We start from the raw sequence: 12,852 nt of genomic DNA, 5'->3' as shown, positions 1-12,852 counted from the left end.
AAAAACGGGATGAAGGAATGACGGCAGCCTATTGAGGCTGTATCCTGCAAGCGCCCAAACGGCGACTTCTTCAACACTATCCGGACAAAGCAGACATTGGAAGATTGCTCTCGCGACCCACAAGTCAACTATTGTCGGAGTTCATCTTGCGATAGTCAGAGGGCGTCAGTCCCGTCACCTTCCTAAATGCGCGGCTGAAATTATTTGCGGTTTCATATCCTAGCATGGAGGAGATACTGGAGACTGTCTCGCGCGTATCTGTGAGGAGTTCCTCGGCCCTTGCTACCCTGACATCGTTGACGATTTCGCGAAAACGAACCCCTTCGGTTGCTAACTTCCGTTGTAGTGTGCGAACGCCAAGATCGAGCGAACGCGCGGTGGCATCAATCGACATTTCCTCCCGATGAAGTTGTTGCCAAACCACTTCCTCGACTTGTCCTCTAAGTGTTTGAGGTGGGCCGCCCAATCGTTCGCGAGAAATATCTCCGACGGTTGTCGAGCCGCCGGTAAGTTTTTTGGGCGTGGTTTCGGCTCGCAAAGCCGATGCATCAAAATCAACCCCAAGCCGGGAGGCGTTCCAGATTACAGGACAAGCGTAGGTGTCTTCTGCCTCGACAAATCCAGGAACCTTCGGGAAGTCCAAGAGCACGGCAGATGGCTTCCAGTCGCTTCCTAAATACGCGCGGAATATGCTCAAAAAAACCCCAACGGCCGAGAAGCCGATGTCCGGATACGCGAAATGCGAGCGAAGTCCAAAACGATAACAGTAGCGCGCGCTTGTGCCCGAAGTTTCAAGCCACGCGCGATCCGTAGACGAATGAAATGGCATGACGGCAGAAGCTCGTATTAGCGCTGCCCCCAGCGTTGGAGCAGAAAGAACGTAACTCCCCCAGGCGCCGTAGTCAGCGACAGTGAGATACGGTGACCACAACAATCCGATGTTTTGTTGTCCCGTGGATCGTGCGGCTTCGTGCACAAAGGTCGCCAAGGCATGCTCCGAGATGTAACCGCCTCTTTCCTCAATGAAGTGAACAGGAAGATCGGCAGAGTCAAAAGCACGCAACAAGCGTCTTTCCCCAGCGGCCTCAAGCACAAACTGGGGCATCGCGCCCAAGGCCTTAGCCGAAATCATCGGTGGTAGGTTCAATCCGTCAACCCGCTTGTTCGCCCGCGTGTCGTGAAATGATACGCATCGGCTGAACGGATGTGCAAGCTTTCCCTAAACAGCAGGGAGCATTGCAATATGAAAATACTTCGGCCATTACACGGCGGTTTTTCGATGCATTTTTTGGGAATGGTGCTCGGCGCAGGTATTTCTGCTTCACCAGTTTTCTCCCAGTCCTTCAACGACACGGGCGACATCCTTGCACGATCAGCCGAGGTCGAGGACATCGAGTACAAGATTATGGTGCAGCGTGCCACCCAGACGGCCATCTGGGGAATGCCTGCCGCCGGTATGATCGATTTCCTCAAGGGCATTCGCCGCGACCTCGGTGGCGACTACAATGACATCATTTATCTCAACAAGCCGTTCGACTCCAAACATGGGTTTCTTACGGCCAACGATGTTACGGCCTATGCTTGGGCTTCAATGACCTCCGAACCCGGTCCCCTTGTCATTGAAGTGCCCGCTGCCACCGACAAGGTGAACTACTTCGGTACAATCGTGAATGCTTGGGATGTTCCTATTGTGGACGTAGGTCCCGATGGTTTCGATGAAGGTGCCGGCGGCAAGTACCTCATGCTACCCCCAGGCTACGAAGGGGAAATGTCGCTGGAGGAATTAACTGAAGCGGGATACCTTCCCTTTGAAACAGATACCTACGAATATGGTTTTTCGTTCCGGCCAAAACTGACGAATGGCGGAACGGACACCGATGCGGCCGAGTACGCTCAGACGATCAAAGTGTACTACCTGTCTGAGGCTGACAATCCACCACCCAACAACTATCTCGAAGCGTCAGAAGTGCCGTACGACTCGCTTCCATACTACAACGAGACCTTCTTTCAGGACTTGAATGATTACGTTCAAAACAACCCCGTCAGACAACAAGACAAGGTCATGGTAAATTTCCTGAAGGATCTCGGGATCGAAAAGGGAAAACCTTTCGAACCATCGGAAATTCAGTTGAAAGCAATGAATGAGGGTTTGTTGTTGGCGTATGCCTCTATGCAGAACTACTTTGTTACGCCCGGCAAAGCCATGATACCGCTCTGGGTCGACGATAGCGGCGAGATGAAAAGCCAGTGGCTGATATGGGACTTTGCCGAAGGTCAACCCGAGGCAGGCTTCCCGTATGAGACTGAGACAGAGGTACTTGTGGATGCGCGTGCGGGCGGCAGCTACTTCTGGATCACGTACCTGCCGAAACAACTCGGTGGCGGTACCTTTTATCTGACGGGCCTTCGCGACAGCGACGGCGACATGTACGACCACAATCAGACTTACAGACTTAACGTGCCAGCAGACACACCTGCCGACGATTTCTGGTCCGTGATTGTTTATTCGATGGAGACCAAGAGCTTCATCCGGAACGTTGATCCAGTGGGTCTGTCCGAGCGCGACACAGACTCTATGCAAGCCGATGAAGACGGTTCTTACGACATCTTTTTTGGACCGGAGGCACCGGAAGGCAAGGAAAGCAACTGGATACCAACCACAGAGCCGTACTTCCTTTTGTTCCGTCTATATGGGCCGCAAGACGGATGGTTGGAAAGTGGCTGGATGCTGGGCGATCTAGAAAAAGTAAACTGATCAAAACAAACAAAAATTCCCAATGGAGTGAACAATGAAAACAAAGTCGTTAGCCGTGCTGACCGCCCTGGTACTCGCATCGCAATCTCCAGCCCAAGAGTACAAGGCTGAAGTTCCGGATAGCATAATCGTACCGGATCAGGTGGAGACACGATTTGGAACGTTGGAATATTTTGACGGCTTGCCGACGCCGGATACAGCTAAGCTGTCGTATAACGCATTAAATTTCATGCGTGGCATGCAGGTATTCATGGATGGAATGCCTGCAGCCTCAACATATGCAATGTGTCACGGGCTCGAAGAGGGCGCTGGCGTTGATCCGATGAAGATCGGGATCTTTGAAGACCTGTATAACGCCCGTTCGCTTCTTCTCACGCCGAACACCACGACAATCTACATTCTTAACTGTACGGACCTGTCCGAAGGGCCAGTGGTTTACGACGTGCCGCCGGGCATGCTGGGGTTCGTGAACGATGCCTATATGCGTTATGTCACTGACATCGGGAACGCTGGGCCTGACGCTGGCGAGGGTGGGAAGTTCTTGATCGTTCCGCCCGACTATGAAGGTGAGTTGCCGGACGACGGTTACTATATTGTGAAGCCGCCAAGCTATCGGAACTGGTTTCTGTTGCGTGCGTTTTATGGGGAAGACGGCGTTGGAGCCGCAGTGGATCGTGTGAAGGAAACTCTTCGTGTTTACCGGTGGGAAGACCGCGACGCGCCGCCCGATCAGGAATTTGTGAACCTGACTGATCTTCAGTTCAACACGATACACGCCAATGACTTTTCCTTCTTTGAAGAGATGAAGGCCGTTGTAGACAACGAAGCGGAAGGAGCACTTCCCGATGAATTGATGGGAGCAATGTTCTCGCTGGGTATCCGAAAAGGTGAACCATTTGAACCCGATGACGAACTGAGGCTGCTGCTCACAGAGGCAGTCGCATTGGGCACGGCGGCGGCTAAGTCGTTGAATTTTGCTCCTCGCTCGCGTGCGCCATTCTACTATGACGAAGGGTATTGGAAGACGGCGTTCGTCGGTGGCAATCATGAGTTCCAGGCGGGGGACGTGAAAATCCTCGATGCGCGGACCCTGTTCCACTACTACGCGACTGGCATTACGCCTGCCATGGTTGCACAAAAGGTTGGTGTCGGGTCGCAATATGCGCTGGCAAACCGGGACAGTGACGGGAACTACTTCGATGGGAGCAACACCTATTCCGTCACCATCCCGCCAAATCCGCCCGCGCAGGATTACTGGTCTTTCGTCGTTTACGACACCCAAACCCGTTCACTGCTCGAAACTGATCAGAAACTCGCAGGGGTCGACAGCAACCAAGCTACATTGGAAGCGAATGAAGACGGAAGTTACACTGTCTGGTTCGCGCCTGAAGCGCCTGAAGGCAAAGAGGGCAACTGGATACAGACGATGCCGGGCAAATCTTGGTCGACCGTACTGCGATTGTATGGCCCTCTCGAGCCTTGGTTCGACGGATCGTGGCGCCCGGGCGAGATCGAACTTATGGAGTGATAGACTGTCAATTTAGCGCCCTAACAGTTCGCTATCGAGAACGAGATGTCGTGCCATGTGAGTGCGCATCCCGAACAACGCGACAACAACCAGGGGAGGGCGGCAACTACCTCGTAGTGCCGCCCTTCTGTTTGTCTGCTATCGCGCTAAATTGTAGCGTGTCATCGACATTGTGGTTGCATCGATCATGCTCATGAATCGTTCAGCAGCGGGTGCTGATGCAAAGCTATCCATGGACGCTTGGGCGTCTTCGGCACTTTCCCAGTTAACTACCACTGCCCATTTGCCATCTGTGAATGCAGCTTGGCGCGAGACAAAGCCTGGTTGTTTGCTGACATGCTCATCTTCGATGACTTTATCAACAGGTTCGAACTCTTGCGGTGTAACGCCTTCAGCAAGGTCCATCGTCACAATTTCAATGACGCCGACGTCTTGTGCCATTGCGTTACCTCCTACGAGCATTATCAGGGTGATCAAGAACGCTTTCATGATGGCACCCGATCAAAACTTTCCATTGTCGTGGGCCATCTCGGACGGGATGTCCGCGATTACGTCCCAATGCTCAACGATCTTGCCGTCTTCGACGCGGAACAGGTCATAGAAGGCAGTCGGCTTGTCGGCAAACGTGCCCTCGGAGGCGGTGAAGACAAAGTTGCCCTCGGCCACAACAATGTGGACGTCCGTGTAGATCATCTGGATGCCTTGCTCGGCCATGCCTGCAAGAGCCGCACCCAAACCGTCCAGACCGTCAGCAATGTTGCTGTTGTGCTGTATGTAGGTCTCCGTCGACAGAAATTCGGTTATCCGGTCAACGTCGCCATCCTTCAGGATGGTGTGCACAAAGTCTGTGACCAGCGCCTTGTTCTCAGCGGTCTTATCCAGATCGGTTATCTCAGTTGGACCATCGGTCTGAGTATGACCCGACGGGTTCGGCGGTGTGATTGGTGTCAGGTTGTCCCAGTGTTCTGCAACCTTTCCGTCCTCGACGCGGAAGACATCAAAGCCAACCAAGGTGTCTGCACCAAACGCCTGGGCGTTGTTGTAGGTGGTATGCAGGACGACGATATCGCCCTCCGTGATGACCCGGTGGATGTCCACCTCGATCCCGCTTTCCTTAAGACCGGGGATAAACCCCAGGATTGGAGCGGCACCTGTGGGTACAGCAGGGTTGTGCTGAATGTAGTCATTTGCCAGCAGTTGTTCGGCTGCGGTTGCGTCGAAGTTGACGAAAATGGCGGCTACAGCCTCCAATACGAGCTCTTTAGGTGTCATTGTTGTTGTCCTCTCTTGGTTTGATTTGACGATATTCACGCGGCGCAGGCTTGCGCCGAGTTGATCGTGAATTCAGTGCCCCACGGGTCGACCTTGCGGCCGGGCGTGAGAGTTTTGGGGTCTGCCAACAGCTCAACACTTGTGAGACCAGTGGCCCCAGCAGAGCGCGAGCCTGCTCCCTTGGATTGCCAAGCGTTTGTAGCTAGGTGGTGATGGTAGCCACCGGACCCGAACCAGCGGGCTGAGGGCAGCTCAAAGGTCTGAACCATACTCAGTTCGTCAGTAACGAATTTCGCTGCTTTGCTGACATCACCGACACGTAAATGAACGTGTCCGATGACTGTGCCTTGTGGTGCGCCTTGCCACTGTGTGGCATCTTCTGTGAGTGATTTCAGATCGAGCGGGTGCGTTGTCATGTGGACGGTATCGCCCTCGCGTTTCCACATTTTGCGAGGCAGGTCACGATAGATTTCGATGCCGTTTCCTTCGGGATCGTTCAGATAAAGCGCCTCGCTGACACCGTGGTGGGATGCCCCGTCCAGGCGAACACCGCGCTCATCCGCGTAGATCAGCCATGCGCCGAGGTCTTGTTTGGAAGGCAACAGAAATGCCGTGTGAAACAGCCCCGCCTCTTTAGGAAAGGGTTTGGCGTTTCGGTCCTGGCGCAGCTCGATCAGCGTTCCAGCCTCGGTGCCGAGGTAGGCGCTTTCACCGTCGCGTTCGATCAGGCCGAGGCCAATCACGTCTTCATAGAAGGTGGCGGTCTTATCCAGATCGCGCACCGTCAGGGCGACCTGACCTATTGAGATGGGGGCGTCTGACGCTGCCATGTTCTTTTCTCCTGCGATTAAGCTTGAGAGGAACTTAGCGATGGTCTTTTCTCCATAAAATGGCGATAAGAGCGAGTGTGTATCGCGCAAATGGAGACAATTCTATGGACCGGATCGACGGGATGCAGAGCTTCGTGGCTGTTGTGGAATCCGGTTCTTTTGCCGCCGCCGGACAACGGCTTGGCATTTCAAACAAGCTGGTCAGCAAGCGTGTCGCACAGCTCGAAAACATGGTTGGGCTGAATCTTCTCCATCGCACCACCAGGTCTATGTCGCTGACCCACGAGGGGGAGCGATATCTGGAAGGAGCGCGACGAGTGCTGGCTGAGATGGAGCAGTTGGAGACTGAGTTTGACGCTTCAGAGGGCTTGAAGGGCATCGTTCGTGTGGCCGCGCCCCTTACCTATGGCGACACGGCGGTGGCTAAAGCAGCAAGCCGCTTCGTAGAGCAACACCCGAACGTCACGGTCGAATTGGACTTGTCGGATCATTATGCCGATCTGGCCAAGGGCGGTTTCGATATCGCAATACGGATCGGCGCGCTCAGTGACTCCAGTTTGGTCGTTCGCAAGCTTGGTGAAACGCATATGAAAGTCGTCGCGACCCCTTCCTACCTTGAAGAACATGGCGCACCTTCACATCCTGCGGAACTCTCGGACCACATTTGCATTCGAGATGCGAACAACCCGGATCCAAACCGCTGGCCCTTCCAGATCGAAGGGCAAACCGTGCAGGTGCCTGTCTCTGGCCCATTTCTCGCAAACAGTCCTCCCGCCTGCCTCGTTCCGACGCGCGCAGGGAGCGGCATCTTCATATGCCCAGATGTGTTTTTGGGGGACGACCTTGAAACCGGACGTCTTGTGCAACTCTTTCCGGAGTTCCATTCCCGCACTTTGCCGATCCAAAGCGTGCAGTTGCCTTCGGCCTTTCGAAAGCCGCGTGTTAAGTCCTTTGTCGAGTTTATGCGTGAAGAGATTCGAGCGTAGGAAGTCCAAAGCAGTCACTCGCGCTATGCGCAGCATTTGGTAGGTATGGGCTCAGAACAGCCGTTCGCTGCGTTCTGTATGGATGACCGTTTTGCGGGACAGTAAGGATTTTGAGTGTGGCAAAATGTAAAAAGACTCTACTGCGGGGATTCAGTTTTCTTGGTTTCAAATTTCTGAGGTTTCGCTAACTTCGCGTGGAGTGGCGTTAATCTATGTTCACCAACTATACCAGTCACCTATTGCGGTAACCCTGCTTTTAACCAACCTTCACGCCAATTGTTCGCACAAGATGGAACAGTGAATATTGGTAATTGAGTCTGCGCCGAGGTTACGGTCAGCCCTGGGCGCAACGCCTGAAGATCTGCAACCGCTTCGCGAGCCGCATCACCATCGGTGAGGTGGCCCAGAGCAGCGATCAGCATGAGATGACTCATTACGAAGTTTGAACGCACAGATAAGGCATTTCGGCAAGCCTTAACGGATTCTTCATAGCGCCCAAGATGGAATAGTGCACTTGCTTGAGCGAGATAGGCAGCATGGCGCAATGGATCGTGCGGGCTGAAGTCCACAGATTGAGTTGCGTGGCTGAGTGCCTCCTCGGGGCGATTCAGCAGAAACAGGTTGATGGACGCCAGCATGTGAACCGTTGCGGCGTTTGGGTTCTGCACGAGAGCTTGTTTAAACGCAACACGCGCGCGTGGTAAATCCCGCGCCAGCATTGAGATTGAATGCGCAGCATACGCCAGTGCGATCCCGTCTGCACGATCGCTAAGTAGCACCCGTTCGGCTGCTTTTACGGCCTCCTTCGGCCCTTCGCCAATAGGCTCAAGCCCTTGGACCATGCGTTGAATATGCAACCAAGCCAACAAACCTGATGCGGACGCATATTCCGGGTCGCGACCCAGTGCGAGAGTCGTCAGCCGTATGGCCTCTCGATTGTCTTCATCCGTCAATAGATGGAAGTGCGATTGCGCTCGCAGGTAAAGTTCATAGGCTTCCAAATTATCCGTGGGTTTCGCGCGCGCGCGGTTTGTTTCGGCGTGCCGTAGCGATGGCTCAATCGCTGTAACGACTTCCAGCGTGACTTTGTCTTGAAGGTCGAAAATATCATCAAGTACGCCGTCAAAGCGTTCTGCCCAGAGATGACTGCCGTTTTCCGCATCAATCAACTGCCCAGTAATGCGGACGCGTTGACCTGCTCGTCTGACCGAGCCCTCGAGAACATAGCGCACTCCAAGTATGCGACCAACTTCGCGAATATCCGTGCTTTTGCCTTTAAAAGAGAAGGACGAATTTCGGGCCACGACCATCAACCAGCGGAAACGAGACAACTCTGTGATGATGTCTTCTGTGATTCCGTCCGCAAAGAATTCCTGTTCGGGATCATCAGACATATTGTCGAATGGAAGCACTGCAATCCCAGGTCTAGCATCCGTTTTTTGCGATAGGTTGGCTGAAGTGCCTTTAGGCCAGCACCAAACACCAATGCGGCGCGTGATGTTTTTGAGTTCCGTCTGCTCACCGCCGTCGAACTTGGATGCGTCGCCTCGGTCAAGACTGTTGTGAGATGTATCCGACAACAATACCTGATCTGGCTCGGCCATTGCTTCGAGACGAGCGGCGATATTTATTCCATCACCAAAAATGTCGTCGCCTTCGGTGACAACCTCGCCGGTATGAATGCCAATTCGAAGCTTGATACTGTCTGGTTTCTGAGCAGACTGTATTGCAATAGCGCAATCTGCAGCGTCTGTTGTGGACTTAAACTCGGCGATCCAACCATCGCCCAAGCTTTTGATCATTGTCCCGCCATGGGCTTTCAGAAGCAATTGGAGCGTATCTTCACGAAATGATCGGAGCGCACTAATCGTACCTTCCCGGTCATAATCCATCAGTGCTGAGTAGCCGACAATGTCCGCCGCAAGCACCGTCGTAAGACGTCTGTCCATTCGTTCCCCCTGTTTTAAGGAACTTAACGCGACACTCGACTTCTGTCAGCCCGACAAGGTCGCCTTTTAACGTCACCTTTTGGGCTCAGCGCAGACATTCGCTGCAGTTAGCCCTAACGGCAGCTTCGCGCTTCATCGCAGACGTTCGAGGTCGAAGATTTGATATACAACCCCAGGTCGCTGGAAAGCGCCCTCGCGTGGTGTCAGAACCGCATGCGATCTTCCCTTCTTGGTCGTTCGGGTCGATAGTTGCCTTGGCGGCGGCCTGTGTAAGGATCTGTATCGAGATATGTCCCTTGGCTTCGACGCATGTATTCAGCGAACTGGGTCAGAGCATCCACCTGATCATCTTTGAGAGCGTCGGGAAACGCCAGCAGTTCCCTGCGGAACTCATCAAACCAGGGCTTGTCGGTGGGGATGACTAACTTGCCAGATTTAATCCAGTCGGTCTGTGGGATGAAGCGGTCCAGCTTGCTAGTGACAACGTTGACGGGCATGTAGACACCTGCTGCAGTGCGCTTCAATTCATCCAGAAGGTGGATACCCATCGCCGAGGACTCGATCAGCACCCGGTCCACACGCCACTGTTTGCGCAATCGAAGAACAGCGTTCCGCACCTGCGTATAGTTCGTTCGAGCACGAAAGACGTCGAGTAGATACCATCTCTCTTCATACGCATGCCAACCAAAGGTCAGCCCCACTGTAAAGTCAGAACGCGGACCATCCTTCGCCGCTGTATCCCAGCTCTGGACCCGCCGGACGAACACGCTTTCGTCCGGCAAGGTTTCCACCAGATGCAAATCGGACATTGAGAGAAATTCGTTTTCTCCATCCGTGGGGTTCTGTTGATACTGTGCCTGGAAGGCAAAATTGCCTATGTCGGCCTTGATCCGATCAAGAACTTCCTGCGGTTCCCGCTCTGGGTTCAACAAGTCTCCTGGCCGGCGCTTCAGCACCCGGTTGTTGTAGAGCGGGATCTCTTCCGGGATCTCCGCGATCGACGGCAGGCACAGATGGTCAAATGTGTCCTTTTCCAAGAGGTAGGCCGAGAAGTCATCCGGGTGCAGTCGCTGCTGGATCGAGACAATGCGATCGGTGCGCTTGTCGTTCAGCCGCGAGAACAGGGTCTGGTCGAAGAAGTCACGCAACTCCTGCCGGTACGTATCGTGACGCATTTCAGAGGGTTTACCCAGGTCGTCGATGACAATGAGGTTTGCACCGAAGCCGGTGATACCACCGCCAAGAGAGACCGATTTGCGCCCGCCGCTTTTAGTGGTTTTCATATGTTCGAACCGGTTGTGTTTGGGATCAACCTTCATCTTCGGAAACAGGCGCTGATAAAACGGACTGGTCACCAGCCGTCGAAACTGTTCGGCATGTTCGCGCGCCAGATCTTTGCCGTAACTGACAACAACCACTTTCTTTGTCGGATCGCGTCCAAGCTCAAAGGCTGGCAACAAAACAGATCCACAGATCGATTTCAGATGGCGAGGGGCAATCGAGATCATCAACCGTTGGGACTCACCAGAGGCCACGCGCTGAAGGGCATAACACATAGCCTCCAGGTAAGGGGCCCGGGCAAGCCTCTCACCCGGACACAAGATACCAAAACTGCCTGCAAGGAATGCGTAGAGGTTTTCACGCATCGCAGCCTCTGCCAGCCTTTTGCGATCATCAGAATTCAGGGCATTCATCGTCGATGCCTCCCTGAATGCTTGCAAAGAGTTGATCCGGATCGCTGCCAAACATGTCCGCCAGCACTTCTAGGGCGGCCAGGTCTGAACCGGGGTCGGCCGCAGTTACACCTTCGCCACCCGCCAACTCTGCGGCGCGCGCCTCCTGAACCGCAGGCAACAGTTTGAGCACCCGGTCAATCGAACGCATCTCGCCTTTAACTGCCCCATTCACCAGCTGGCGCAGGATTGCCTCCAGCATCGTGACCTCGCGGCGTGATCCATTCTCGGTGATTGAGATTTTCCGAAAGAAGACCTCCTCAAGCATCGACCCGACATTCTTCGAGGCTTTCGGCCGCCCTTTCGGATTGCCGGATCGGCCTTTCTTGAATTGGGTCGCTTTGGGCGGTTTGCCGTAGCCTACCTCGTAGTCTTTAGCGTCGTCAGACATCACCCACCTCCTGTTCTGAAGTGGTGTCGTTGGCCGCGGAACGCGCATCGAATGTCTGGCCTGTCACCGAATGCACGGCGCTCTCACCGGTCATCTTCTGCCAACGGCGGATGGCGACATCGACATAGGCCGGATCGAGCTCAATCAAGCGCGCCTGGCGTCCTGTTTTCTCTGACGCCAGCAAGGTCGCGCCAGAACCGCCAAAGGAGTCCAGCACAACATCACCGCGGTGGCTCACATCCATGATGGCATCTGCAACCAGGGCTGTCGGCTTCACCGTGGGATGATCAGCGAGATCCGCTTCACGCCCTGCCCCAAAGCTGTTCACTCCGGCATAATCCCAGACATTGGTGCGGTTGCGCCCGTGTTTGCCCAGCTCGACATTGTTGATATGCGCAGCACCGGGCTTCTTAAAGATTGCGACCAACTCGTGCTTGGAGCGGTAAAGGCTGCCCATGCCTCCGTTTGTCTTGTTCCAGACGCAGAGATTGATGAGGTCCAATCCACCTGCCTTGCCCGCCGCGGTGCTGTCAGACGAATTCGAACCAGTCTCAGTTTGCCGCGGGAACCGTGAACCTATCCGGAACAAAGTTGACGCCACTCGGCAAGAGCGGCGCTGCGTGTCAACTTGAAGGTGTCTCGGCTGGTGAGCGATCGTTCCTGATTGAAGTGATTGTAGACGGAGGAATGAACGGAGGCGAATTTCTGTAAACTTCGCATGCGCCTGAAACGTTGCATCGCGCGTTCGCGTCGTCGGAAAGGCAGGTGCGAGTTCTCGACGCGGTTGTTGAGCCACCTGCCCGTCCTTTGTTTTTCGAGCGCACCCAGTTCTCTGAGCGCGGCTCTGTATGAGGCAAAGCGATCCGTGACGACGGTTTCCGCTTTGCCGTGTCGCTTCATTAACTTCTTGAGGAATTTCAGTGCTGCAGCTTTGTTTCGGCGTTTGGTGACAACGGCTTCCAGCACCTCGCCTTCGTGATCAACAGCCCGCCAAAGACAATGCCGCTTGCCATTTACCTTCACGAAAACTTCGTCCACGTGCCACTTCCATTTGGAGAACGCGCGCAGTTGCTGAACACGCTTCCGTCTGATCTCAGCAGCAAACATCGGCCCGAACCTGTTCCACCAATATCGGACAGTTTCGTGGCTCACGTCGATGCCTCGCTCGTGCAACAGATCTTCGACATTCCGAAGCGAGAGCGGGAAACGGACGTACAGCATCACCGCAAGGCGGATGATCTCTGGGCTGGTTTTAAAGTACTTGAAAGAGGCAGGCTTGGTCATGGACAAAAGCTACGCAACCGCCCTGCCCCGCTCAAGCAATGTTAATCTGACAAGACCCTTGAAAGAGGCCAGATTGGTCATGGGCAAAAGCTACGCAACAACCCTAACTCGCTCAACCAAAGTT

At 54.2% G+C, this 12,852-nt stretch carries 12 protein-coding genes; 3 read left to right on the top strand and 9 right to left on the bottom strand.

All coding sequences use genetic code 11. The features are described 5' to 3' along the window. Positions 1 to 124 precede the first annotated feature (124 nt). Positions 125 to 1,147, bottom strand: coding sequence for a helix-turn-helix domain-containing protein (locus ACR0AY_RS08415; protein ID WP_170469388.1), 1,023 nt, complete (start codon positions 1,145 to 1,147; stop codon positions 125 to 127). Between the two features lie 96 nt (positions 1,148 to 1,243). Here ACR0AY_RS08415 and ACR0AY_RS08410 point away from each other — a divergent pair, with 96 nt between their 5' ends. Both ACR0AY_RS08410 and ACR0AY_RS08405 read left to right on the top strand, forming a co-directional pair. Further along, positions 1,244 to 2,755 carry a DUF1214 domain-containing protein gene (locus tag ACR0AY_RS08410; RefSeq protein ID WP_214648678.1) on the top strand — a complete coding sequence of 504 codons (1,512 nt, stop codon included), beginning with the start codon at positions 1,244 to 1,246 and terminating at the stop codon, positions 2,753 to 2,755. Positions 2,756 to 2,789: 34 nt separating this feature from the next. Further along, a complete protein-coding gene (locus tag ACR0AY_RS08405; protein ID WP_170380003.1) occupies positions 2,790 to 4,283 on the top strand; it encodes a DUF1254 domain-containing protein in 1,494 nt (497 codons plus the stop codon). Positions 4,284 to 4,421: 138 nt separating this feature from the next. Here ACR0AY_RS08405 and ACR0AY_RS08400 read toward each other — a convergent pair whose 3' ends face one another. Genes ACR0AY_RS08400 through ACR0AY_RS08390 form a run of 3 tightly spaced genes read right to left on the bottom strand, consistent with a single transcriptional unit; the run spans position 4,422 to position 6,385 of the window. Further along, the gene (locus ACR0AY_RS08400; RefSeq protein WP_214648679.1) at positions 4,422 to 4,724 is read right to left on the bottom strand and encodes a hypothetical protein; all 303 of its coding nucleotides are present in this window, start codon (positions 4,722 to 4,724) and stop codon (positions 4,422 to 4,424) included. Between the two features lie 60 nt (positions 4,725 to 4,784). Continuing rightward, positions 4,785 to 5,555, bottom strand: coding sequence for a nuclear transport factor 2 family protein (locus ACR0AY_RS08395; protein ID WP_170380001.1), 771 nt, complete (start codon positions 5,553 to 5,555; stop codon positions 4,785 to 4,787). 35 nt (positions 5,556 to 5,590) lie between these two features. Continuing rightward, a complete protein-coding gene (locus ACR0AY_RS08390) occupies positions 5,591 to 6,385 on the bottom strand; it encodes a VOC family protein (RefSeq protein WP_170380000.1) in 795 nt (264 codons plus the stop codon). A gap of 104 nt (positions 6,386 to 6,489) precedes the next feature. Here ACR0AY_RS08390 and ACR0AY_RS08385 point away from each other — a divergent pair, with 104 nt between their 5' ends. Further along, on the top strand, positions 6,490 to 7,371 hold the full coding sequence (locus ACR0AY_RS08385; RefSeq protein WP_170379999.1) for a LysR family transcriptional regulator: 882 nt from the start codon (positions 6,490 to 6,492) through the stop codon (positions 7,369 to 7,371). Between the two features lie 236 nt (positions 7,372 to 7,607). Here ACR0AY_RS08385 and ACR0AY_RS08380 read toward each other — a convergent pair whose 3' ends face one another. The 5 genes from ACR0AY_RS08380 to ACR0AY_RS08360 form a co-directional block, all read right to left on the bottom strand. Then, entirely contained in the window at positions 7,608 to 9,320 is a 1,713-nt protein-coding gene (locus ACR0AY_RS08380; protein WP_170512629.1) for an adenylate/guanylate cyclase domain-containing protein, read from the bottom strand. Positions 9,321 to 9,523: 203 nt separating this feature from the next. Continuing rightward, positions 9,524 to 11,065, bottom strand: coding sequence for a phage terminase large subunit (gene terL / locus ACR0AY_RS08375; protein WP_480453992.1), 1,542 nt, complete (start codon positions 11,063 to 11,065; stop codon positions 9,524 to 9,526). Beyond that, positions 10,995 to 11,444 (bottom strand): DUF5681 domain-containing protein, encoded by a 450-nt coding sequence (locus tag ACR0AY_RS08370; RefSeq protein ID WP_480453990.1) that lies wholly within the window; start codon positions 11,442 to 11,444, stop codon positions 10,995 to 10,997. The genes terL and ACR0AY_RS08370 overlap by 71 nt, the downstream gene beginning before the upstream one ends. Then, a complete protein-coding gene (locus ACR0AY_RS08365) occupies positions 11,437 to 11,946 on the bottom strand; it encodes a DNA-methyltransferase (protein WP_480453989.1) in 510 nt (169 codons plus the stop codon). The genes ACR0AY_RS08370 and ACR0AY_RS08365 overlap by 8 nt, the downstream gene beginning before the upstream one ends. Before the next feature lie 74 nt (positions 11,947 to 12,020). Beyond that, on the bottom strand, positions 12,021 to 12,728 hold the full coding sequence (locus ACR0AY_RS08360) for an IS6 family transposase (protein ID WP_029622131.1): 708 nt from the start codon (positions 12,726 to 12,728) through the stop codon (positions 12,021 to 12,023). Positions 12,729 to 12,852: the final 124 nt, after the last annotated feature.

Source organism: Ruegeria sp. A5, from assembly GCF_056543005.1.
Note: the sequence above shows the minus strand (reverse complement) of the source record. Positions and strands in the feature narration are given on the sequence as shown.